Origin of the sequence: Micromonospora sp. NPDC018662 (assembly GCF_044391475.1) — a bacterium.
Lineage (GTDB): Bacteria > Actinomycetota > Actinomycetes > Mycobacteriales > Micromonosporaceae > Micromonospora.
In genome coordinates this window covers 195,583-218,088 of the sequence record NZ_JBISAC010000011.1, presented here as the reverse complement: position 1 = coordinate 218,088, position 22,506 = coordinate 195,583, and the positions used below count along the sequence as shown (strand labels likewise).

Sequence of the window (22,506 nt, the reverse complement as noted above, 5' to 3'; positions counted from 1 at the left end):
AGATCACCACGCCCGTGGTCAGCGACTCGACACCCACCACACCATCGTCAAGACCCCCCGACCAGCACAAACAGGATGAGACAAGCTCCGTGAAAGTGTCGCTCCGGGACCCGGACCCGGGGGGGGCGTGCTCCTCCCGAGGGCGGGCGCACGGTGGCCCCCGATGGGCACGCTTTCCGGGAAAGCGGGCGCATGGGGACGCCGATGGGCACGCTTTCCGTGAAAGCGGGCGCATGGGGACGCCGATGGGGACGCTTTCCGTGGAAGCGGTGGGTGGGTCGGGTGGATGGCGGGCCGGCGGGGTGGGCGATCGGATCGGGTCCGGTGCTGTCGGCGTACGGCGACCGGTCGCCCTCTACGGTGGGGTCCTGCGGACCGGCGGGCGCCGGGCGGCGGCTCCCGGGTGTGCGCCCGGATCCCGCCGGACCCGGCCGGCCCGGTCCCGGGATGACCGCCGTCCAGCACGACGAGGGACATGATGACCGCCACCGCCGCGCCCCGACCGGTTCGGGTCCTGCTCGCCGACGACCAGCCGCTGCTGCGGGCCGGGTTCCGGATGGTGCTCGGGGTCGAGGACGACCTGGACATCGTGGGTGAGGCGGGCGACGGCGTGGAGGCGGTGGAGCTGTCCCGGCGGCTGCTGCCCGACGTGGTGCTGATGGACATCCGGATGCCGCGGATGGACGGGGTGGCCGCGACCCGGGCGATCGTGGACGCCCGGCTGCCGGTGCGGGTGCTGGTGCTGACCACGTTCGAGCTGGACGAGTACGTGGTGGGCGCGTTGCGCGCCGGGGCGAGCGGCTTCCTGGCCAAGGACGTCCCGGCGGAGGATCTGGTGACCGCGATCCGCACGGTGGCGGCCGGGGAGGCGGTGGTGGCGCCGCGGATCCTGCGCCGGCTGCTGGACCGCTTCGCCGACGTGCTGCCGGACCCGGCGGCCACCCCGCCCCGGGTGCTGGACCCGCTGACCGACCGGGAGCGGGAGGTGCTGGTGCAGGTGGCGCGCGGGCTGTCCAACGCCGAGATCGCCCGGGCGCTGTCGGTCAGCGAGACCACCGTCAAGACGCACGTCGGGCACATGTTGACCAAGTTGGGGCTGCGGGACCGGGTGCAGGCGGTGGTGCTGGCGTACGAGACGGGGCTGGTGCGGCCGGGGAAATAGGTGGCGGTGCTCACGTACCGTGACCAACGGCGGCGGCGTGTGGTTGACCATGACGCGACGTGAGGTCCTACCGTCGGCGTCGCCGGCCGGTCAGGGATCACCCTGAGCCGGTCTGGGGGGCGACCCTCACCGGAAATTCGGCACGGGTTCCGCCCGGGGTCGGACGGATCCGTGGCCGGCGGCACCGAGGATGGAACTGCCGCACCGGCCAGCGGGGGCGGTGCGGATGAGCAGTCAGACGGAAGAGGTAGATGACGTGACCGCGACGGTAGGCCAGCAGGCGCAGGCCGCGGCCCGGGCGAACGACGTGTGGAAGGTGTACGGCAGCGGTGAGGCGCAGGTCATCGCGCTGCGGGGGGTGAGCGCCGAGTTCGAACGCGGCCGGTTCACCGCGATCATGGGCCCGTCCGGCTCCGGCAAGTCGACGCTGATGCACTGCCTCGCCGGCCTGGACTCGGTGACCCGGGGCACCGTGATGATCGGTGAGACGACGGTGACCGGGCTCAACGACTCGGGCCTGACGAAGCTGCGCCGGGACAAGGTGGGCTTCATCTTCCAGCAGTTCAACCTGCTGCCGACGCTCACCGCGCAGGAGAACATCCTGCTGCCGCTGTCGATCGCCGGGCGCAAGCCGGACCCGGCCTGGTACGACACGGTGATCGACACGGTCGGGCTGCGGGACCGGCTCGGGCACCGCCCGGCGCAGCTCTCCGGGGGCCAGCAGCAGCGGGTGGCGTGCGCGCGGGCGCTGGTCGCCCGACCCGAGGTGATCTTCGCGGACGAGCCGACCGGCAACCTGGACTCCCGGTCCGGCGCCGAGGTGCTCAACTTCCTGCGCAGTTCGGTGCGCGAGCACGGCCAGACCATCGTCATGGTGACCCACGACCCGACCGCCGCCGCGTACGCCGACCGGGTGGTCTTCCTCGCCGACGGGCAGATCGTCTCGGAGCTGATCGAGCCGACCGCCGACACGGTGCTGGACACGATGAAGAAGCTGGACGCGCCGGTCGAGGTGGGCAACTGATGTTCCGGGCAACGCTGAAGAGCCTGTTGGCGCGCAAGCTGCGCCTGCTGCTGTCGGGGCTGGCGGTGGTGCTCGGCGTCATGTTCGTCTCCGGCGCGTTCGTGCTCACCGACACGCTCGGCCGCTCGTTCGACGCGGTCTTCGCCGACGCCTACGCCGACGTGGACGTGAACGTGGCGGCGAAGCCGAAGGTGGCGGTCTCCGAGACCGAGGGTGAGCAGGTGGCCGCCCCGGTGCCGGCGTCGCTGGTGGAGCGCGTGCGGGCGGTGCCGGGCGCCGCGGACGTGCGGGGCGTGGTCGCCGCCGACGGCGCGCGGCTGATCGGCAGCAACGGCAAGGTGGTCACCTCGTTCGGGCCGCCGCAGCTGGGCGAGAACTGGCTGGGCGAGGGCGACCTGGTGAAGCTGCGCGAGGGGCGCGGTCCGCAGGCCGACGACGAGATCGTGGTCAACGCCGCGCTGGCGAAGGCCGCCAACGTGAAGGTCGGTGACCGGGTCGGCGTGCTGACGCTGTCGCCCAAGCAGGAGTTCACGCTGGTCGGCGTGTTCGGCTACAGCGGTGGCCGGGACTCCGTGGGCGGCGCGAACGAGGTCGCCTTCACCACGCCGGTCGCGCAGCGGCTGATGCTCGGCAAGCCGGACGTGTTCTCCACCGTCACCGCGCGGGCGGACGGCACCACGCCGGAGGCGCTGCGCGACGCGGTGTCCCGCACGGTCGGCGGCGGCTACGACGTGAAGACCGGCGACCAGCTCGCCGACGACGCCTCGGCCGGGCTGAAGGAGGGGCTGTCGTTCTTCAACAAGATCCTCCTCGGTTTCGCCGCGGTGGCGCTGCTGGTCGGCACGTTCCTGATCCTCAACACCTTCTCGATCATCGTGGCCCAGCGCACCCGGGAGCTGGCCCTGATGCGGGCCATCGGGGCCAGCGGCCGGCAGGTCATCGGCTCGGTGGTGCTGGAGGCGGTCGCGGTGGGCCTGATCGCCTCGGTGCTCGGCCTGGCCGCCGGCATCGGGGTGGGCGCGCTGCTGGCGTACCTGTTCGGGAAGCTGGCCGGTGGTCTCACGCTGGCCGGCCTGGGGGTGCCGCCGGCGGCGGTGATCGGCGCGTTCGCGGTGGGTCTGCTGATCACGGTGGTCGCGGCGCTGCTGCCGGCGTTGCGGGCCGCGCGTATCCCTCCGATCGCCGCGATGCAGGACGTGGCCACGCCGGACCGGCCGCTGACCAAGGTCACAGTGGGCGGCGCGGTGGTCACCGGGATCGGCGCGGTGCTGCTCTTCGTCGGCCTGAGCGGCAACGCCGGCGGCAACACCCTGGCGACCATCCTGGGCGGCGTGCTGTTCGCGTTCATCGGGGTGGCGCTGTTGACGCCGGTGATCAGCCGGCCGGTGGTGTCGCTGCTCGGCGCGATCTTCTCCTGGTCGGTGCCGGGCAAGCTGGGCCGGCTGAACTCGGGCCGCAACCCGCGCCGGACCGCGATCACCGCTGCCGCGCTGATGGTGGGCATCGCGCTGGTCACCGGCGTGACGGTGATCCTCGACTCGGCCAAGGGCAGCATCAGCGCGCTCGCCGAGGACACCATCAAGGCCGAGCTGGTGATCTCCGGCGCCTCGTCCGGGCCGCGCCCGGCGAGCTTCGACGCGGCGGTGCTGGAGAAGACCGCCGCGATCCCCGGCGTGCGGCTGGTCGACGGCGAGTACGGCGACATGGCCACGGTGGGCGGCAAGCGGACCTGGGTGGCGGCGTCGAGCAACGTGGCGGCGCTGGAGCGGATCTTCGGGGCGAAGGCCACCGCCGGTGACATCAGCCGGCTGGCCCCGGACCAGATGCTGCTCAGCTCGGACACCGCGACGTCCCGCAACCTGTCGGTCGGTTCGACCGTGCCGGTGCAGTTGTCCCGCGGCGAGGCCCGCACCTACACGGTCAGTGGCATCTACTCCAGTTCGCAGTTGACCAACCCGGTGGTGCTGCCGCCGCAGGCGGCCGCCGACTTCGCCATCCCGCAGCCCATCCAGGGCTTCGTGCAGCTCGCCCCCGGCACCTCGGTGGGCGCGGTGCAGCCGCAGGTCGAGCGGCTGCTGGCGGACAGCCCGGAGGTGTCGGTGGCGGACCGGGCGGCGTTCATCAAGCAGCAGACCAGCCAGCTCGACACGCCGCTGCGGATGATCCAGATCCTGTTGGCGTTGGCCATCGTGATCGCGGTGCTGGGCATCATCAACACGCTGGCGCTGTCGGTGCTGGAGCGCACCCGTGAGCTGGGCCTGCTGCGGGCGATCGGCCTGCGCCGGGCGCAGACCATGCGGATGATCACCGTCGAGGCGGTGGTGATCTCGATCTTCGGCGCGCTGCTCGGCGTGGTGGTCGGCACCGGTCTCGGCGCGGCGGTGGTCCGGGCGCTCAAGGACGAGGGCATCACCGACCTGGTCCTGCCGTGGGGCCAGATGGTGACGTTCCTGGTGCTGGCCGCGATCATCGGCGTGGTCGCGGCGGTGCTGCCGGCGATCCGCGCCGCCCGGATCAACGTGCTCGGCGCCATCGCCCACGACTGAACGCGAGGTGGGGCCCCTCCCGGTGGGAGGGGCCTCCGCCCTACCGGTTGAGCAGCGCGGCGAGCAGCTCCAGGTCCGCCGCGGTGAGGCTCTCCACCTGGTGTACGCCGTCGGTCGGCGGCAGCGGCACCTCGGCCGGTACGGCCAGCACCGCCGCGCCGGCGGCCAACGCGCTCGCCACGCCGGTCGGTGAGTCCTCGATCGCCACGCACCGCGCGATCGGCACGCCGAGCAGCCGCGCGGCGGTCAGGTACGGCTCCGGGTGCGGCTTGGCCTCGCCCACCTCGTCGCCGCAGACCACCGCGTCGAAGCTGTCCCGGCCCAGGGTCTCCAGCGCGACCTCGACCAGGGACCGGCCGCTGGAGGTGACCAGCGCGGTGGGAATGCCGGCGGCCCGGACGGCGCGCAGCAGGGCCAACGCACCGGGACGCCACCGCAGACCGGTGCGGAACAGGTCGAGGATCCGCGCGCTGATCCAGTCGGCGCTGGCCTGCGGGTCGCGGTCCGGCTGGCCCAGGTCGGCGTGCACGATCCGCATGGAGTCGGCCATCGCGGTGCCGATGATCGCGTGGCGGGCCTCGGCGGAGAGCGTGCCGCCGTAGACGGCGGCCAGCTCCTGCAACGCGACGTCCCACAGCTTCTCGCTGTCGACCAGCGTGCCGTCCATGTCGAAGAGCACGGCGGCGGGGTGTGTGCTGCTCAGCGGGGGCCTCCTTCGGTGGGCGTACCGCGCCGATCCTGCCAGCCGGACCCGGCCCGGCCGGCGGCGCCGCCGGCCGGGGTGACCTGTGGCATCAACCGAGGTCGCACGCCTTCAGCGAGTTCTCGTAGCCGGCGAAGAACTTCTCGCTGCGCTGCTCGGCGGTGCCGTGCGCGCCCTCGGCGAACCACGGCTGGTCGGGGTCGTCGCCGACCGCGAGCAGTCCTTCCCGGAACTCGTCCAGGTCGCCGTCGGCCAGCTTCAGCGTCCCGGCGCGCACGCTGTCGCCGAGGTACGCCCCGGCCATGCAGTCGGCCTGCAACTCCTGCTGGATGGTGTAGGTGTAACGGATGCCGAGCCGGGTCTGCACGCCGTGCGCGTACTCGTGGCCGAGCAGGTAGAACAGGAACGCGTCGCCGATCTGCCGGAACGCCGACACCGACCAGTTCACGTCGTAGGCGATGAAGTCGCCGGCGGAGCAGTACACCGCGTTGTTGCGCGGGAGCCCCTGCCCGCCGCAGGACACCTCGCCGGCCCGGGTGTACGGCACCACCCGCCGGATCGGCCGGAAGCGTTCCCCGGAGGAGCGGAACTGCGCGGTCCAGTACTGCTCGGCGCCGGCGACGGCGTCGGAGAAGTCCTGCTTGAACTCGGCGACGCTGGTGGTGCCGTCCGCCCGGGTGGTCTGCGCGCCGGGGGACGCCGGTCGCCCGCTGCGCTCGGGGGCAGGTTGCTGCGGCTCGCCCTGGTCGAGCCCGCCGCCCATGCAGCCGGCGGCCACCACCACTGCCACCACCAGCCCGGCGAGCGGCCCGAGCCGCCGATGTCCCGTCCTGTCCCCCACCACTACCTCCCGGCTGCCCGACCCTGTGTTCCGCGCAGTACCCGCGCGCCCACCCGCTCTCACGTGTCGGCGACGGCAAACGTTCATCAGGTGTCGACGATGGTGAACAGCAGCAGCGCCCTGCCGGGGTCGAAGCACACCTCGGCGCCGCCCGCGTCGTGGTCGGCGCTGCGGTGCCAGCGCACGCCGTCCGGCACGTACCCGGTCAGCGCCGGCCACACCTCGGGCGCCGCGCCGGTCACCGGCGTCCAGGTGTACGCGGTGGCCAGCGCGCGGGCGTCGGCCGGCGCCAGCCGCACCACCGCCTGGTAGCGCCGGTCGTTCGGGCCGGGCGCGCGGGAACAGGCGAAGCTCGGATGGTCGACCTGCCAGTGGATCTCCGGGTACGCGCCGATCCCCGGCACGTCGGCGTCGGTCCACCGCCGGTCGGTGCGGACCTTGGCCTCCTCGGCGGCGACCCGCGCCGCGCAGTCCCGTTCCTCGCCGTTCTCGGACCGGGCCAGCCAGAACACACCGCCGCAGGTGGCCAGCAGCGCGACGCCGAGCGCGGCGGCGAGCGCGAGGAACCATGATCGTCGGGTCACGCCGGCAGGGTAGCCACCGCCGGCCACCCTGGACCGCCCCCGGTACAGTCCCGGCCGTGACTCCCGACGTGGCCCACGCCAGCATCGTCTACTGGCGACGCAGCCTCTGGAACGGCATGCGCTGCGTGCCGGTGCTGATGACCCTGGACCAGGGCTGGTTGCGCGCCCGCGACCGGGTGGGCGCGGAGGTGTTCGCCGTGCCCGCCGGTCAGGTCGGCGGCCGGCTGACCCGCCTCGGCACGCTGGTGCTGACCGTCGGCGGCCGCCGCTATGCGATGGTCGGGCGGGGCGCCTCGGTCTCGCCCGATCCCAGCGCCGACCAGAAGCGGGGCTTCGCCGACTTCTGGGCGCACCGGACGCCGCCGGCCGGCGACGGTCCGGGCTTCCTCGACCAGGTCTTCAACGGCGCCGCCGCGTTCAACACCCGCGCCTGGCGGGACGCGCTGGCCCGCGCCGGCGTGCCGATGCGCTGACCGGCCCGGCGACCCGGGGCGAGCTAGTCCAGGCCGCGCATGATGTGCGGCTCGCCGTCGTCGTCGCCGAAGCAGCGGTGCAGGACCTGGGCGCGGGCCCACAGGTCGAGGCTGCTCGGTGGGCCGACCGGTGCCGACCTGGGCGACGCGGCCAGCACGGGACCCGATTCGGACGGCACCTTCGACGTCACCTCGTCGGTCATTCGGCGCCCCTTTCGTCGTACCCATGCTCGTCCCCGGCCGTCTCGGCCGCGTCAACGGGCTGTCTCGGCCGCGTCAACCGGTCGTCTCGGCCGCGTCGAGCCGACGGCGTGGGCGTGGACGCGGCGCTGCCGCCCCGTCCTTCGGTGACGGTAGCCCGCCGGGCCGGGGCGGCACAGCCGAATTCCTGACCCCGTGGCCGCCGACGTCGATGGTCACGCGATGTTCACGGAGGTCGACTGGACCTTCACTTCCACCTCTGTCTATATGGTGGGGACAGTCGCCATTCCCGTACGGATGGAGTCCCATGTCCCGCACCCTGCGCGCCACGGCCATCAGCCTCGCCGCGATCCTGGCCACCACCCTCGGCCCCGCCCGACCCGCCCCGGCGGCCGGCTACTCCGCGTCGCTCACCACCGCGGTCGCCGGCCTGACCGTCGCCTCCGAGGTCCGCACCGGCTACAGCCGCGACCTGTTCCCGCACTGGATCGACGCCGACGGCGACGGCTGCCACACCCGCAACGAGGTGCTCTACGCCGAGGCCACCACGAAGCCCACGATCAGCGGCACCTGCACGCTCTCCGGCGGCCGGTGGTACTCCTACTACGACGACGCCACCTGGACGGCCACCGGCGACCTGGACATCGACCACATGGTCCCGCTCGCCGAGGCCTGGGACTCCGGCGCCCGCACCTGGTCCACCAGCCGCCGCCAGGCGTACGCGAACGACCTGGGTGACGCGCGCGCCCTGGCCGCGGTGACCGACAACGTCAACCAGGCCAAGGGCGACCAGGACCCGGCCACCTGGCTGCCGTCGTACGCCTCGGCCCGCTGCCGCTACGTCGGCGAGTGGGTGGCGGTCAAGATCCGCTGGCGGCTCACCGTGGACAGCGCGGAGAAGAGCGCGCTGACCAGTTGGGCGAACAACTGCCCGGCCGCCACCATCTCGGTCACCTACGCGTACTGAAGCCGGGGCGCCGGGGAGGGGCTCAGACGTGCCCCTCCCCGAGCACCCGGCGCAGCAGGCCCAGCAGCGTGGCGCGGTCGGCGGCGGGCAGGTCGGCGTAGCAGCGCTCCAGCACCTCGTCGGCGACCCGGTGGCCGGCGGCCAGCACCCGCCGCCCGGCGGGCGTCAGGTGGTGCGGGATCCGCCGCCCGGGACCGGCCCGCCGCTCCACCAGCCCCTGCGTGACCAGCCGGCCGGCGAGCGCGCCGAAGGCCTGCTCGGTCTGGAACGTCGCGGCGGCGAGCTCCCGCGCGGACGCGCCGGGCGACCGGTCGACCGCCCGCAGGGCGTCCCACTGGGCCAGGGTCGTCCCGACCGCGGTCAGGCCGGCCTCCAACGCCCGGTGCTGCCGGTACTGGACCTGCTTCACGGCCCGGGCGAGCTGCTGGATCTCCTGCACGGTCCCATCCTAGCCGAAAACTCAACTAGCTTAAATAAGGTTCCTTAGTTACGGTGGGGGCATGACATTCCCCGATCTGTCGCTCACCGTCGCCGAAGCCGGCCAGGGCCGCCCCGCCCTGCTGCTGCACGGCGGCGGCGGCCCGGCCACCGTCGAACCCCTGCGCAGGCACCTCGCCCGACGCGCGCACACCATCAGCCCGGTGCACCCCGGCTGGGACGGCACCGACCGGCCCGCCTGGCTCACCGGCGTCGACGACCTCGCGTCGGCGTACCTGCGCCTCCTGCACGACCGTGGGCTGCGCGACGTGCTCGTCGTCGGCTCCTCGCTGGGCGGCTGGATCGCCGCCGAGATGGCCCTCCGGGACACCGCCGGCATCATCACCGACCTGGTCCTGGTCGACGCCGTCGGCATCGACGTGCCCGGCGAACCCATCCGGGACTTCTTCGCGCTCGACGCGCGGAGCCTGGCCGAGTACGCCTGGCACGACCCCCACCGTCTCCCGGTCGACCCGGCCGCCGCCACACCGGACCACCTCGCCCGGCAGGCGGCCAACCGCGAGACCATGCGGGTGCTGGCCGGCGACCCGTACATGCACGACCCGACGTTGCGCGGCCGGCTGAGCCGGATACGCGTTCCCGCCCTGCTGCTGTGGGGCGAGAGCGACCGCATCGTCACCCCCGCCTACGGCGCCGCCTACGCCGCGGCGCTCGGCGACGGCCGGCTCCAGGTCGTCCCGGCGGCCGGGCACCTGCCGCATCTGGAGAACCCGCAGGCCACGCTGTCCCGGCTGGACGCGTGGCTCGATCGGCGCGACGATGGCGGGTGATGAGCCGACCCGAGGAGTTGACCACCGCGCGGTTGTCGCTGCGCCGCCCCGCCCCCGCCGACGTCGACCTGGTCCACGCCCTGCACACCGACCCGCGCGCCTGCGCGCACAACCCGTCCGACCTGCTGCGCGACCGCCCCGAGGCGCGGGAGCGCCTGCAACGCTGGGACGCGCACTGGCGGCAGCACGGCGTCGGCTACTGGGTGGTGAGTCGCGACGACCGGCGGCTCGGCTTCTGCGGCGTCAAGGTCATGCGGCTGCACGACCGCGACGTGCTCAACCTGTTCTACCGCCTGGATCCGGCCGCCTGGGGGGACGGCGTGGCGAGCGAGGCGGCTACCGCGGTCGTGGCCTGGGCGACCACCCGCCGACCGGGGCTGCCGGTGGTCGCCCGGGTCCGCCCGGACAACGTCGCCTCCCGGCGGGTCGCCGAACGCGCCGGGCTGCGTCGGGCCGCCCACCTCGACACCCCCGGCGAGGACGGCCTCGACTGGATCTTCACCACCGGGGACCTGCATCCGGTACCCCGCGAGGCGTGACCGACGAACCCGACACCTCCTGGGCGGCCACCGCGCCGCCTACTGCCGACCGCGGCTGCCGGCCCGCCGGCAAGATCGTCACGGTACGGTCGGAGCCATGACCATCGCCCGTTCCGTCCTGCTGTTCCTGGTCGCCGCGCTGGCCGAGATCGGCGGCGCCTGGCTGGTCTGGCAGGGCTGGCGGGAGAACCGCGGGCTGCTCTGGATCGCGGGCGGGATCATCGCGCTCGGCCTCTACGGCTTCGTGGCCACGTTCCAGCCCGACCCGAACTTCGGCCGCATCCTCGCCGCCTACGGCGGCGTCTTCGTCGCCGGGTCGCTCGCCTGGGGCATGCTCGTCGACAAGTTCCGGCCCGACCGCTACGACCTCGTCGGCGCGGCCATCTGCCTGGTCGGCGTCGTGATCATCATGTACGCGCCGCGGGCGGGCTGACCACGATGCTGTTCGCACCCCGAACGGCGGAGCTGTCCTTCCGCCACGGCGACGACGTGCTGGTCGGCGACCTGCTCCGGCCGCCCTGGCCGGGACCGTACCCGGCGGTGGTCTTCGTCGAGGGCTCCGGCCCGGGCGGTCGCGACCAGCGGGAGTGGCAGACCCGGCTGGCCGCCGCCGGCCTGGCCAGCCTCGCCTACGACAAACCCGGCTCCGGCGCGTCCACCGGCGACTGGACCCGGCAGAGCATGACCGACCGGGCCGACGAAACCCTGGCCGCGGTGCACGCGTTACGGGCGCGGCCGGACGTGCTGCCGCAGGCCGTGGCGCTGATCGGCGGCAGCCAGGGCGGCTGAGTGGCGCCGCTGGCCGCGTCCCGCTCCCCGGCCGCGGTCGCCGCGGTGGTGAGCGTGTCCGGCCCGGCCGTCGGCGTCGTGCCGCAGGAGGAGTACCGGCTTCGACGCCAGCTTCCCGCGCGGGGCTTCACCGACGCCGACGTCCGGCAGGCGCTGGCGCTGCTGCACGAGCAGGTCGACCGGGTCCGGGCCGGTGACGACCCGACCGACGTCCACGCCGCGCAGGCCCGATGGCACGACGCGCCCTGGTACCCGCTGCTCGCCGGCACCTCGCCCGCATCGATCCGCTTCCTCGCCGGCATCGCCGACCACGACCCGCAGCCGGCGCTCGCCGCCCTGCGCTGCCCGCTACTGGCGATCTTCGGCGCCGACGACGTGCAGGTCCCGGTCGACGCCAGCGTGCGCGCCCTGGACCGGATCCTCGCCGACCACACGGTCGTGGTGTTCCCCGACGCCGACCACGGCATCCGGGTACGGGGCGTGCGGGCGCCCGGCTCCGACGAGCTCGTCGTGACCTGGCTGCGGCGCCGACTCCCCGCCGCACCGGAGCCCGACCCTCCCCGCGCCTGACCCGGCACCGTAGGAGCAGCCCACCACCAGCGCCGTCAGCACGACGCCGGCGGGATGCTCTGCTCGTACTGGAAGACGTTGTGCGGGTCGTACATCGCCTTGATCCGGCGGAGGCGCTCGACGTTCGGCCCCCAGTACGCGGTCTCCCACTCCTGCATGCCGATGTTCGGCACGTTGACGTAGGCGCCGTCCACGTAGGGGCGCAGCGCCTGGCTGAACTCCGCGATCCACGCCTGGGCAGCCGGGGTGAGGGCGTCGCCGCTGTCCGGCACACCCCGGGTTCCCCAGCCGGCGCCGGGCTCGGAGTAGAAGATCGCATCGCGGTGCGGGAACGCCGAGCCGCCGACCGGCTGCTTCGCCTGCGCGCCGACGCCGAACGCCTGGGTGAAGAAGTTGCTGGCATCGGTGGGCGCGACCGCCATGAACGAGCGGATCGTCTCGATCGCCTCGGGCGGGAATGGTCTGCGGGTGAACTGGGAGAAGAACTTCCAGTTCGCGGGCTCGTCCCGGGTCGGCACCTGGAACCCGGCGTAGATGTCACCCCACCCGCCGATCTGCACCGTGACCTGCGGGGCACCGACCGACAGGACCGGCTCCAGCAGCCTGCGCACCTGCGCCTCGGTGCCCTCGGCGAGCACACCGAACAGCAGGATCTGCGACCGGTGGATCTCCAGTTGGGAGCCGAGGCGGACGTCGGTGAACGGCGCGGTGCGCTGCCACCGGTCGAAGACTGCCCCCAGGTCGCCCAGGCCGGACCAGGCCGCCTGGAGGTACGCGACACCGCGCAGCGGGGCCACCCGGTAGGTCAGCGAGGTGACGATGCCGAAGTTGCCGTTACCCGCCCCGCGCAACGCCCACAGCAGGTCCCGGCGGTTCCGCAGATCCACCTCGATCGCCTTCGCGCCGTTCGCCCCGGACGCGACGACGATCTCCGCCCCGATCAGGTTGTCGCAGGCCATGCCGAGCCAGCGGGTCAGGAAGCCGAAACCCCCGCCCAGGGTCGCCCCGGACAGGCCCACGCTGCCCTCCGTACCGGTCGTCACCGCAAGACCCTGCTGGGCGAGCGCGGTGACCGCCTCCAACTGGTTGAGCCCGGCGCCGACGCGCGCGGTGAGCGCGGCCGGGTTGATGTCGGCCGACTTCAGCTCACTGACGTCGATCACGATGCCGTTGTCCACGTTCGACCAGCCCTCGAGGCTGTGCCGGCCACTGCGTACCCGCAGCGCGACGTCGTTCTGCCGCGACCAGGCGAGGGCATTGACCACGTCCTGGGTGTCCTGCGCGAACACGATGACCAGCGGGTTGCGGACGAACAACTCGTCCCAGCCGAGGCTCGCGGTCGGGTAGTCGGGGTCGCCGAACCGCACGATCCGGCCGGTCAGCTGCGCCGGCGGGCCCTCGGCCCAGATGGGCGCCCCGGAGCCGTCGGTGCCGGTGGCCGCCTGGGCAGGCCCGCCGAGCACGGCCGGCGCGACGACCGCCCCGGCGCCCACCGCGGCCGTCGCCTGGAGCAGCTTTCGCCGCGAGATGTCGTGCATGGTCGTGGCCTCTCGATCGGGTCGGCTTGCGCCCTCACGGTAGGACCGGACAGTTGCCCATATAACCGGAAGAGGATGTGAGAACCCTTCCGAGTGATGCCGAAGCATCGCTGGTGGGATGAAGCGGACGAGCGGCTCCCGGTCAGGCGCCGAGCGCCTCGCGATGACGACGCGGACCGGGCTGTTCTGGTCGGGCGGCCGGCCACCGCCTTGAGAAGACGATCTCGACCAGTGAAGCTACTTCCGGGACTCAGGACCCGACGCCCCGAAACGCGTGATCCACACCAGCCCGGGGATGGTGGCGACCTCCGGGCGACCGGCATACCGCCACTCCGCCGAACTGATGTGGATCAAGGGCGAGGCCCGCGACGCCCGCAGGCCGGAACACCGGTACGGCTGTCAGAGCGCCAGGTAATAGCGGACCAGGGGCAGCGCGGTCATGCCGAGACTGTCGTACAACGCCCTGGCCGAGGCGTGGAAGCCGTCGCCTCCCGTACCGATCGACACGACCTCGGCGCCAGCGTGCCTCATCGCCGCGAAGGCGTGTGTGCACAGTGCCGTACCGACGTGGTGCCGGCGTTGCTCCACCGCCACCGCGATGATGTCGATCTCACCGCTGCGCTTCTCCGGATCCGTCCGCCACGCGGCGAACCCGAGGAGCGTGTCGCCGTCCTCGGCGACGACGACGTGCCTGCCGTTGCGCGGGTCGTGCAACCCGACCCACATGTCGCGGTAGTCCGCACGCCACGTGCCGTGCTGGTTAGCCGCGACGGCGTCGCCCACGATCGACCGGAACGATTCCTCGTAGAACGGGCCGAAGGTGGCAATGGTCAGTTCCAGCAGTGGTTCCCGGTCGGGTGACCGAAACGGACGCAGATTCATGACGTCGATGCCTTCCGTCTGAGGGTGTGCCGAACAGCCCGACCTGATCGACAGGTCGGGCAACTCGCGGCTCAGATCGAGCCGCCCCTCAGAAGCGGGTACGCCCAGCGGCGAAACACGGCATGGCTCGGACCGTACCCGCTCCGCGCGCCGAGATCGTCTCCGTCGATGCCGCGCAGTTCGGCGAGCACCGCGACGTCGGCCGTGACGGCCCCCGCACGATCACCCCGGATTCCAGGCGAGCCGATTCACCACACGCATCGTGCCATCCGACGCGCGGCATCGCCCGTGCACTCTCCCTCGGGCAGCCGCTGCCTGTCTTCACTTGACGGCGACGGAGGCGAACCAATCTCTACAATGTGGTTCACGGGCCCGTAGCCTGGCCATGTGACTCGTCTAGCTGACCACGCTGTGCAGCTTGCGGGGCAATGCCTGGCCGTGGCCCTCCCTCGCAGGTGGAAGCACGTGCGCGCCGTCGGTCTGAAGGCTGAGTGCCTTGGCCGGCTGGTCGGCGATGACGCGCAACTACTCGCCGCTGCCGGCTGGCTGCATGACGTCGGCTATGCCCCGGCCGTCGCTGACACCGGCTTTCACGCGCTGGACGGCGCCCGATGGCTGCTCCGCCAGGGTTTCCCCCCACGTCTGGCGAGCCTGGTCGCTCATCACTCCTGCGCGTCGTACGAGGCCGAGGAGAGGGGGTTGAAGCCTGATCTCATGGCGGAGTTCCCCCTCGAGGAGTCACCGACGTCCGACGCTCTCTGGTTCGCCGACATGACGACAGGGCCGGACGGTCAGGACCTGACAGTGGAAGAGCGGTTGGCGGAGATCCGTGAACGGTACGGCCCGGACGACCTGGTGACCCGCTTCTGGGAGAAGGCGGAGCTGCCGCTGCTCGACGCCATCCGCCGCACGGAACAACGATTGGCCGCCTAACCGATGTATGGCTGCTGCCGGTCTTCGAGCCCGTGGTCGATCCGCAGCCGCATCGACGGGTGGATCGTGAGATCAGACAACTCGTCGTGCGCCAACCATCGCACCTCCGACGACTCGTCGCTCGGTGCGGGCCGGCCGCTGACGTAACGCGCGCGGAGGCAGATGGAGAACTGCTGCCGCACCTCGCCGTCGCTGTACTCGACCACGTGACTCGGGTTGGTGTAGATCCCGACGATGCCGGTCACCTCGACCTCGACCCCGGTCTCCTCGCGCGTCTCACGGACGGCCGCCTCGGCGATGTACTCCCCGAACTCCTGGGCACCGCCGGGCAGCGCCCACAGGTGGTTGTCGGTCCGCTGGATGAGCAGCACCCGCCCCTGCCCGTCCTGCACGAAGACCGACACCGCAGCGACGATGCTGTTCGGCTTCGGCGCGTCGGGGTTGTCGAAGTGGTCGATCCGGGTCATGGCCCTAGCCGTTCGCCGTCGACCGCTCAGGCCAGACGGCCCGTTTCTTCCCCAGCACCTGCGTGAAGCTGGCGACGTAGCCGTCGAACAACTCCCCACCGCCGATGCGGCGCAGGTGCAGCACCGGGGCGTAGGCGGCCGGCGTGCCGTAGAGGTGGGCGTTGACCAGCATCTCGTCGTCGAAGCGGTAGATGGAGTTGTAGAGGATCGTGTCGTGGTAGTAGATACCGACGTTGTCCAGGCCCCGCAGTTCCCGGTAGAACGCCAGCGCGTTGAGGATCTTGCTCGGCATGGCCGCGCCGATGTCCTCGTCGGCGCCGCGCTCGGTGATGTTCTTGCCGTCCGGATCACCGAACAGCAGGTCCACTTGGGTGCCAGCCAACGCCTTCTCGCGCAGGGTCGGCACCCATCGGTGGTTGAACTCAGGCAGGAACAAGCCGCCGTAGACCAGGACTCCGACCTGCCGGGTGGCCTTCACGAGGAGCTGCTGCCAGAGGTCCGTCGGGACGGCTCCGCGGCGCGGGTAGATGTGGACGACCTCGGACTGGCTGACCTGCACCGCTCGTTGCGTCGGCAGGGCATCCGGCCAGAGGTACGACTCGCTCTCGTCCAGCAGTGCGGCGATGGTGTGGCGGTGACGCGGGTATGGGTTCCGACCCTGCGTGATCCAACGCTCCACAGTCTTCGGATCCACGGCGAGTTTCCCGGCGAGCGAGGCTGGCGTCAGCCCCTTCTTCAGCAACCCACTGCGAAGACGGTCGTTCGGCATCGAAACCCCTGGTAGGAGAGCTGCGGACGACGTGCCGGGACGACCGAACCTACCAAGGACGTCCCCAGCCGTCCATCACCTGAGGTGAAGTCGTCGCTACAGCCCGACAGATCCTGGCGTCCGACGCGGCTACCAGCGGGCCGCCGTTCCCAGGGCCCAGGAGTAGTCGATGGAGCGTTCGAGAGGAAGACCCCGGCGTGACCAGAGGTCGGAGGTCGACCGTGGGGAGCAGATCCAGGCCGCCGAGCGGGAGGCCGCCAAGCAGCGGCTACTTGCGCAGGCCGAGGAACATCGCGTACCGGTCGAGGAGACGACCCGCGCGGTGCCGGATCGGCGGTGGCGCCGTGACGACTGACGCCCTGCCGATCGGCCGGCGAGTGGCGCACTGGCGCAGCCGGCGGAAGATGTCCCAGCAGATGTTCGCCGATCGCCTCGGCAAGTCCAAAAGCTGGGTCGACAAGGTCGAACGTGGCGTCCGGTCCCTCGACCGGGTGTCCACCCTCCACGACATCGCCACCGTGCTGCGCATCGACCCCACCGTGTTACTCGGCCGCGCCGACGCGCCAGCCGACGCGATCCACCGGCCCGCAGGCGTGACTCGGATCGCCGCAGCACTGTCGACATACGACGTCGCCCTCGGCCAGCCGGCCGGTCGACCGGTGGTGCCCGCCGACCGGATGGCCCGCACCGTCGAGCACGCCTGGACGACGTTTCAGCACGCGCGCTACCCGCAGGTGACCGCGCTCCTCCCCGAGTTGCTGGTTCAAGCGCAGCACACCCACGCGGATGAGCCCGGCCCAGGCCGCTCGCCGCTGGCGCAAGCGTATCGGGTGACGGCATCGCTGCTGACCAAGCTCGGCGCGGGTGAGCTGGCCTGGTTCGCCGCCGACCGGGCCATGGGAGTCGCCGCCGGCGACCGGGAGATGACCGCGATCGCCGCGATACAGATCAGCCAGGCGCTACGGGTGTGCGGTCGGAGCGGTGCCGCCATGTCGACGGCACTGCGCGCCGCGTACCGCGCTCCGGATGACCCGTCGCTGCGCGGAGCCTTGCTGATTCAGGCCACGCTGGCAGCGGCCCGGCGAGGGGACGACCGGAAGGTGGCAGATCTGCTCGCCGAGGCCGATGCCCTGGCCGACCGGGTGGGCGACGGTCACGACCATCACCGGACCGGCTTCGGGCCGACAGCCGTGATGCTGGCTCGGGCACACGCGGCCCTCGACCTGGGGGCCGGCCATGACGCAGTCGCCTGGCACGAGAAGGCCAGCACCCGTGACGGCTGGCGGTGGCTGGCCGCTGAGCACCGCGCTGGCCACCTCGTGCAGGCCGCCCGGGCGTACCTCCAGATCAACCAACCGGGCCGCGCGGGCCGCGCCCTGGCCGACGTCGCCCACCTCGCACCGGACGAACTGCGTCACCGGCCACACGCCCGCGCGGTGCTCTCGGAGGCGGTCCGCAGTCCCCACGCTCCGGTTACCGTCATCCATCTCGCCGCGACGCTCGGCGCAAGCTGACCACCGCTCGATCCACACCAGTTCGGGGAGGTGGCGGTATCCGGGCGAGCGGAATACCGCCACTTCGACGAAGTGGAGTGCATCATGCGCCGAGATTGGGCTACTTGGCGTTGAAGTAGTTCGCCTCCGGGTGGTGCACCACGATCGCGTCCGTGGCCTGCTCCGGCACGAGCTGGAACTCCTCCGACAACTGCACGCCGATCCGCTCCGCGCCGAGCAACTGCACGATCTTCGCCCGGTCCTCCAGGTCCGGGCAGGCCGGATAACCGAACGCGTAGCGGCAGCCGCGGTAGTCGTTGCGCAGCAGGCCGGCCAGGTCGGCCGGGTCGTCGTCGGCGATCGTGCCGCCGCCCGGCACCACCAGCTCCGACCGGATGCGACGGTGCCAGTACTCCGCCAGGGCCTCGGTGAGCTGCACCGACAGGCCGTGCACCTCCAGGTAGTCGCGGTACTCGTTCGCGGCGAACATCTTCGCCGTGTACTCGCTGATCGGCTGGCCCACGGTGACCAGCTGCAACGCCACCACGTCCAACTGGTCGCCCTTCGGGCGGAAGAAATCCGCCAGGCACAGCCGGCGCTCCTGCCGCTGCCGGGGGAACGAGAACCGGGCCCGCTCGCTGTGCCCGTTCTCGTCCAGCAGCACCAGGTCGTTGCCCTCGGAATAGGCCGGGAAGTAGCCGTACACCACGGCCGCCTCCAACACCTGGTCGGCGATCAGCCGATCCAGCCAGTAGCGCAGCCGGGGCCGACCCTCGGTCTCCACCAGCTCCTCGTACGATGGGCCCTTGCCGCCCCGGGCGCCGCGCAGCCCCCACTGGCCCAGGAACGTGGCCCGCTCGTCGAGCAGCGCCGCGTAGTCGGCCAGCGGCACACCCTTGACCACCCGGGTGCCGAGGAACGGCGGGGTGGGCACCGACACCTGCACCGCGACGTCGGAGCGCACCGAGGCGTCGTCCAGCTCGGGCAGCGCCTCGCGCACCTGCGCCCGCTGCCGCTCCCGGCGCTCCCGGCGGGCCGCCAGCGCCGCCTCCCGCTCCGGGTCGACCACCGGCGCGCCGCCCCGCTTGGCCGTCATCACGCGGTCCATCAGGGACAGTCCCTCGAACGCGTCGCGGGCGTAGTGCACCTGACCCGGGTAGATCGACCGCAGGTCGTCCTCGACGTACGCCCGGGTCAGCGCCGCCCCGCCGAGCAGCACCGGCCAGCGTTCGGCGACGCCGCGCGACGCCATCTCGGCCAGGTTCTCCTTCATGATGACCGTGCTCTTGACCAGCAGCCCGGACATGCCGATGGCGTCGGCCCGGTGCTCCTCGGCCGCGTCGAGGATCGCGTTGATCGGCTGCTTGATGCCGATGTTGACCACGTCGTAGCCGTTGTTGGACAGGATGATGTCGACCAGGTTCTTGCCGATGTCGTGCACGTCGCCCTTGACCGTGGCGAGGACGATCCGACCCTTCCCGTCGTCGTCGGCCTTCTCCATGTGCGGCTCCAGGTAGGCCACCGCGGTCTTCATCACCTCGGCGGACTGGAGCACGAACGGCAGCTGCATCTGGCCCGAGCCGAACAGCTCGCCGACCACCTTCATGCCGTCGAGCAGCAGGTCGTTGATGATGGACAGCGGCGTGCGCCCCTCGGCCATCGCGGTGTCCAGGTCGGCCTCCAGGCCGTTGCGCTCACCGTCGACGATGCGCCGCTTGAGTCGCTCCTCCAACGGCAGCGCGGCCAACTCCTCGGCCCGGGTGGCGCGCGCCGACGCCGCGTCGACACCCTCGAACGCCTCGATGAACCGCTGCACCGGGTCGTAGCCCTCGCGACGGCGGTCGTAGACCAGGTCCAGCGCCACCTCGCGCTGCTCGTCCGGGATCCGCGACATCGGCAGGATCTTGCTGGCGTGCACGATGGCCGAGGTCAGGCCGGCCTGGACGCACTCGTGCAGGAACACCGAGTTGAGCACCTGCCGGGCCGCCGGGTTGAGCCCGAACGAGACGTTCGAGATGCCGGCGGTGAAGTTCACCCCCGGATAGCGGGCGACGATCTCCCGGATCGCCTCGATGGTCTCGATGCCGTCGCGGCGCGTCTCCTCCTGCCCGGTGGCGATCGGGAACGTCAACGCGTCGATGAGGATGTCCTCCCGGCGCATCCCCCACCGGCCGGTCAGGTCGTCGATCAGCCGGCTGGCCACGCGCACCTTCCACTCCCGGGTGCGGGCCTGGCCCTCCTCGTCGATGAGCAGCGCCACCACGGCGGCGCCATGCTCCCGCACCACCGGCATGACCCGCGCGTAACGGGATTCGGGGCCGTCGCCGTCCTCGAAGTTGACGGAGTTGACCACGCATCGGCCGCCGAGCATCTCCAGCCCCGCCTCGATCACCGCCGGCTCGGTGGAGTCCAGCACGATCGGCAGCGTGGAGGCGGTGGCGAACCGGCCGGCCAGCTCCCGCATGTCCTGCGTGCCGTCGCGGCCGACGTAGTCGACGCAGAGGTCGAGCAGGTGGGAGCCGTCCCGGGCCTGGTTGCGGGCGATCTCCACACAGGCCTGCCAGTCGCCGGCGAGCATCGCCTCGCGGAACGCCTTCGAGCCGTTGGCGTTGGTGCGCTCCCCCACCATCAGGACGCTGGCGTCCTGGGCGAACGGCACGTGGTGGTAGATCGAGGAGACGCCCGCCTCCGGCTCCGGCTGCCGGGCCGACGGGCGCCGCCCGCCGAGCCGCTCCACCAGCACCCGGATGTGCTCGGGCGTGGTGCCGCAACAGCCGCCGATCAGGCCCACGCCGTAGTCGTCGACGAACTGCTCCAGCGCGTCGGCCATCTCCTCCGGACCCAGCGGGAAGTAGGCCCCGTCGGCGGTCAGCACCGGCAGGCCGGCGTTCGGCATCACCGACACCGGGATGCGCGAGTGCCGGGACAGGTAGCGCAGGTGCTCACCCATCTCGGCCGGGCCGGTGGAGCAGTTCAGCCCGATCAGGTCGACGCCGAGCGGCTCGATCGCGGTCAGCGCCGCGCCGATCTCGCTGCCCAGCAGCATGGTGCCGGTGGTCTCCACGGCCACCTGGCAGATGATCGGCACGTCCCGGCCGGCCTCGTCACGGGCCCGCTTCGAGCCGACCACCGCGGCCTTGACCTGGAGCAGGTCCTGGCAGGTCTCGATGATCAACGCGTCCGCCCCGCCGGCGATCAGACCGGCGGCGTTCTCCTGGTACGCGTCGCGCAGCGAGGCGTAGCTCGCGTGGCCCAGGGTGGGCAGCTTGGTGCCCGGTCCCATCGAGCCGAGCACGAACCGCTGCCGCTCCGGCGTCGCGTACGCGTCGGCGGCCTCGCGGGCGATCCGCGCGCCCGCCTCGGACAGCTCCCGGATGCGCTCGGCGATGCCGTACTCGGCGAGGTTGGGCAGGTTGGCGCCGAACGTGTTGGTCTCCACGCAGTCGGCACCGGCGGTCAGGTAGGCCTCGTGCACGCCACGGACCACGTCCGGCCGGGTGACGTTGAGGATCTCGTTGCAGCCCTCGAGGCCGTCGAAGTCGTCAAGCGTGAGGTCAGCGGCCTGGAGCATCGTCCCCATGGCCCCGTCGGCGATGAGGATCCGGTCCGCCAGCAGGTCGCGCAACGAAATAGCCACACGCTCAGGTTAGTGCGCCGAGCGACGCAACGGTCACTCCAATCTCGCGTTCCCACATAGTGTCGGTCGAATCACGGCGTACCTTTCATCCGGTTCGACCGGGTGGTCCGGCCGGGCGACCGGCGCGGCCGACGGGCCGGCCCCGGCGGCGACACGTAGGCTGGCGGACGTGAAGGACATCAGGGACGCGGCCGTACGACGGGGCGGCACCGCTCCCGACGAGCAGGGTGAGGTGACGGCGTGACCGAGTTCGACGGGCTGCCGGTACTGCGCTCACCGGTCGCGATCGCGGCCTTCGAGGGCTGGAACGACGCCGCGGACGCCTCCACCGCCGCCGTGGAGCATCTGGAGCAGGTCTGGCAGTCCCGGCAGGTGACCGAGCTCGACCCGGAGGACTTCTACGACTTCCAGGTGAGCCGGCCGACCATCACCATGGCCGACGGAGAGACCCGGCGGGTCGAGTGGCCCACCACCCGCTTCATGGTGGCCAGCCCGGAGGGCACCGAGCGGGACGTGGTGCTGATCCGGGGCATCGAGCCGAGCATGCGGTGGCGCACGTTCTGCGAGCAGGTGCTGGAGATCTGCCACAGCCTGGAGGTCGAGCGGGTGGTGCTGCTCGGCGCGTTGCTGGCCGACGTGCCCTACACCCGGCCGCTGCCGATCAGCGGCAGCGCGTCCGACGCCGACGCCGCCAAGCGCTACCAGCTCACCCCCACCCGCTACGACGGGCCGACCGGCATCGTCGGGGTGCTGCACGACGCGTGCACCCGGGCCGAGGTCGACGCGGTGTCGTTCTGGGTGCACGTGCCGCACTACGCCAACAACCCGCCCTGCCCGAAGGCGACCCTGGCGCTGCTGCACCGGGTCGAGGAGGTCCTCGACCTGCCGGTGCCGATGGCCGACCTGGCCGAGGAGGCCGCCGAGTGGGAGCAGCGGGTGCGCAGCGCCGCCGAGCAGGACGCCGAACTCGGCGAGTACGTGCGTGAGCTGGAGGAACGCGTCGGCGACGCCGGCATCACGCCGTTGACCGGGGACGAGATCGCGCAGGAGTTCGAGAAGTACCTGCGCCGCCGCGGCGGTTCCGCCGGGCCCACCGCGGGTTCCTGGTAGGTCGTTCGTC

At 72.1% G+C, this 22,506-nt stretch carries 24 protein-coding genes; 14 read left to right on the top strand and 10 right to left on the bottom strand.

The window, feature by feature from the left end; genetic code table 11:
* Window positions 1-478: 478 nt before the first annotated feature.
* The 3 genes from ACH495_RS26880 to ACH495_RS26870 all read left to right on the top strand — a co-directional run bounded on the left by ACH495_RS26880 (window position 479) and on the right by ACH495_RS26870 (window position 4,732).
* The gene (locus ACH495_RS26880) at window positions 479-1,162 is read left to right on the top strand and encodes a response regulator (RefSeq protein WP_396860481.1); all 684 of its coding nucleotides are present in this window, start codon (window positions 479-481) and stop codon (window positions 1,160-1,162) included.
* Between the two features lie 256 nt (window positions 1,163-1,418).
* Window positions 1,419-2,186, top strand: a complete 768-nt coding sequence (locus ACH495_RS26875) for an ABC transporter ATP-binding protein (RefSeq protein ID WP_396860480.1) — start codon at window positions 1,419-1,421, stop codon at window positions 2,184-2,186.
* Complete coding sequence (locus ACH495_RS26870) at window positions 2,186-4,732, top strand: ABC transporter permease (RefSeq protein WP_396860479.1); 2,547 nt, start codon at window positions 2,186-2,188, stop codon at window positions 4,730-4,732. The genes ACH495_RS26875 and ACH495_RS26870 overlap by 1 nt, the downstream gene beginning before the upstream one ends.
* Window positions 4,733-4,772: 40 nt before the next feature.
* On the opposite strand, the gene ACH495_RS26865 is transcribed toward ACH495_RS26870, so the two are convergent.
* The 3 genes from ACH495_RS26865 to ACH495_RS26855 form a co-directional block, all read right to left on the bottom strand.
* Complete coding sequence (locus ACH495_RS26865) at window positions 4,773-5,411, bottom strand: HAD family hydrolase (protein WP_396860478.1); 639 nt, start codon at window positions 5,409-5,411, stop codon at window positions 4,773-4,775.
* A gap of 115 nt (window positions 5,412-5,526) precedes the next feature.
* A complete protein-coding gene (locus tag ACH495_RS26860; RefSeq protein WP_396860477.1) occupies window positions 5,527-6,276 on the bottom strand; it encodes a neutral zinc metallopeptidase in 750 nt (249 codons plus the stop codon).
* 86 nt (window positions 6,277-6,362) lie between these two features.
* Complete coding sequence (locus ACH495_RS26855) at window positions 6,363-6,860, bottom strand: hypothetical protein (RefSeq protein ID WP_396860476.1); 498 nt, start codon at window positions 6,858-6,860, stop codon at window positions 6,363-6,365.
* Between the two features lie 56 nt (window positions 6,861-6,916).
* On the opposite strand from ACH495_RS26855, the gene ACH495_RS26850 reads away from it, so the two are divergent.
* Entirely contained in the window at window positions 6,917-7,333 is a 417-nt protein-coding gene (locus ACH495_RS26850; RefSeq protein WP_396860475.1) for a hypothetical protein, read from the top strand.
* A 23-nt stretch (window positions 7,334-7,356) separates the two neighbouring features.
* Here the strand turns inward: ACH495_RS26850 and ACH495_RS26845 are convergent, their stop codons facing one another.
* Complete coding sequence (locus tag ACH495_RS26845) at window positions 7,357-7,536, bottom strand: hypothetical protein (RefSeq protein ID WP_396860474.1); 180 nt, start codon at window positions 7,534-7,536, stop codon at window positions 7,357-7,359.
* Window positions 7,537-7,841: 305 nt separating this feature from the next.
* On the opposite strand from ACH495_RS26845, the gene ACH495_RS26840 reads away from it, so the two are divergent.
* Complete coding sequence (locus ACH495_RS26840; protein ID WP_396860473.1) at window positions 7,842-8,501, top strand: DUF1524 domain-containing protein; 660 nt, start codon at window positions 7,842-7,844, stop codon at window positions 8,499-8,501.
* A 22-nt stretch (window positions 8,502-8,523) separates the two neighbouring features.
* Here the strand turns inward: ACH495_RS26840 and ACH495_RS26835 are convergent, their stop codons facing one another.
* Window positions 8,524-8,940 carry a MarR family winged helix-turn-helix transcriptional regulator gene (locus ACH495_RS26835; protein ID WP_396860472.1) on the bottom strand — a complete coding sequence of 139 codons (417 nt, stop codon included), beginning with the start codon at window positions 8,938-8,940 and terminating at the stop codon, window positions 8,524-8,526.
* A gap of 61 nt (window positions 8,941-9,001) precedes the next feature.
* Between ACH495_RS26835 and ACH495_RS26830 the strand changes: the two genes are divergently transcribed.
* From ACH495_RS26830 to ACH495_RS26810, 5 genes are all read left to right on the top strand, one after another.
* Entirely contained in the window at window positions 9,002-9,769 is a 768-nt protein-coding gene (locus ACH495_RS26830) for an alpha/beta fold hydrolase (RefSeq protein WP_396860471.1), read from the top strand.
* Complete coding sequence (locus ACH495_RS26825) at window positions 9,769-10,308, top strand: GNAT family N-acetyltransferase (protein ID WP_396860470.1); 540 nt, start codon at window positions 9,769-9,771, stop codon at window positions 10,306-10,308. Before ACH495_RS26830 ends, ACH495_RS26825 begins: the two co-directional genes overlap by 1 nt.
* Window positions 10,309-10,405: 97 nt before the next feature.
* On the top strand, window positions 10,406-10,741 hold the full coding sequence (locus ACH495_RS26820; protein ID WP_396860469.1) for a YnfA family protein: 336 nt from the start codon (window positions 10,406-10,408) through the stop codon (window positions 10,739-10,741).
* Window positions 10,742-10,746: 5 nt separating this feature from the next.
* Window positions 10,747-11,097 (top strand): alpha/beta hydrolase family protein, encoded by a 351-nt coding sequence (locus tag ACH495_RS26815; protein WP_396860468.1) that lies wholly within the window; start codon window positions 10,747-10,749, stop codon window positions 11,095-11,097.
* The gene (locus ACH495_RS26810; RefSeq protein WP_396860467.1) at window positions 11,098-11,667 is read left to right on the top strand and encodes an alpha/beta hydrolase family protein; all 570 of its coding nucleotides are present in this window, start codon (window positions 11,098-11,100) and stop codon (window positions 11,665-11,667) included.
* A gap of 35 nt (window positions 11,668-11,702) precedes the next feature.
* Here ACH495_RS26810 and ACH495_RS26805 read toward each other — a convergent pair whose 3' ends face one another.
* Both ACH495_RS26805 and ACH495_RS26800 read right to left on the bottom strand, forming a co-directional pair.
* Window positions 11,703-13,205: an FAD-binding oxidoreductase gene (locus ACH495_RS26805; RefSeq protein WP_396860466.1), complete on the bottom strand. Its 1,503-nt coding sequence runs from the start codon at window positions 13,203-13,205 to the stop codon at window positions 11,703-11,705.
* Window positions 13,206-13,604: 399 nt separating this feature from the next.
* Entirely contained in the window at window positions 13,605-14,150 is a 546-nt protein-coding gene (locus ACH495_RS26800) for a GNAT family N-acetyltransferase (protein WP_396860465.1), read from the bottom strand.
* Between the two features lie 402 nt (window positions 14,151-14,552).
* Here ACH495_RS26800 and ACH495_RS26795 point away from each other — a divergent pair, with 402 nt between their 5' ends.
* Window positions 14,553-15,020: an HD domain-containing protein gene (locus tag ACH495_RS26795; RefSeq protein ID WP_396860464.1), complete on the top strand. Its 468-nt coding sequence runs from the start codon at window positions 14,553-14,555 to the stop codon at window positions 15,018-15,020.
* Here ACH495_RS26795 and ACH495_RS26790 read toward each other — a convergent pair.
* Complete coding sequence (locus ACH495_RS26790) at window positions 15,017-15,487, bottom strand: NUDIX hydrolase (RefSeq protein ID WP_396860463.1); 471 nt, start codon at window positions 15,485-15,487, stop codon at window positions 15,017-15,019. The genes ACH495_RS26795 and ACH495_RS26790 overlap by 4 nt on opposite strands.
* A gap of 4 nt (window positions 15,488-15,491) precedes the next feature.
* A complete protein-coding gene (locus tag ACH495_RS26785; RefSeq protein ID WP_396860462.1) occupies window positions 15,492-16,256 on the bottom strand; it encodes an XRE family transcriptional regulator in 765 nt (254 codons plus the stop codon).
* Window positions 16,257-16,425: 169 nt separating this feature from the next.
* On the opposite strand from ACH495_RS26785, the gene ACH495_RS26780 reads away from it, so the two are divergent.
* Both ACH495_RS26780 and ACH495_RS26775 read left to right on the top strand, forming a co-directional pair.
* Complete coding sequence (locus tag ACH495_RS26780; protein WP_396860461.1) at window positions 16,426-16,611, top strand: hypothetical protein; 186 nt, start codon at window positions 16,426-16,428, stop codon at window positions 16,609-16,611.
* Window positions 16,601-17,770 (top strand): helix-turn-helix domain-containing protein, encoded by a 1,170-nt coding sequence (locus tag ACH495_RS26775; RefSeq protein ID WP_396860460.1) that lies wholly within the window; start codon window positions 16,601-16,603, stop codon window positions 17,768-17,770. The genes ACH495_RS26780 and ACH495_RS26775 overlap by 11 nt, the downstream gene beginning before the upstream one ends.
* 100 nt (window positions 17,771-17,870) lie before the next feature.
* Here the strand turns inward: ACH495_RS26775 and metH are convergent, their stop codons facing one another.
* A complete protein-coding gene (metH, locus tag ACH495_RS26770) occupies window positions 17,871-21,386 on the bottom strand; it encodes a methionine synthase (RefSeq protein ID WP_396860459.1) in 3,516 nt (1,171 codons plus the stop codon).
* A gap of 240 nt (window positions 21,387-21,626) precedes the next feature.
* Between metH and ACH495_RS26765 the strand changes: the two genes are divergently transcribed.
* Window positions 21,627-22,496: a PAC2 family protein gene (locus tag ACH495_RS26765; protein ID WP_089157832.1), complete on the top strand. Its 870-nt coding sequence runs from the start codon at window positions 21,627-21,629 to the stop codon at window positions 22,494-22,496.
* Window positions 22,497-22,506: the final 10 nt, after the last annotated feature.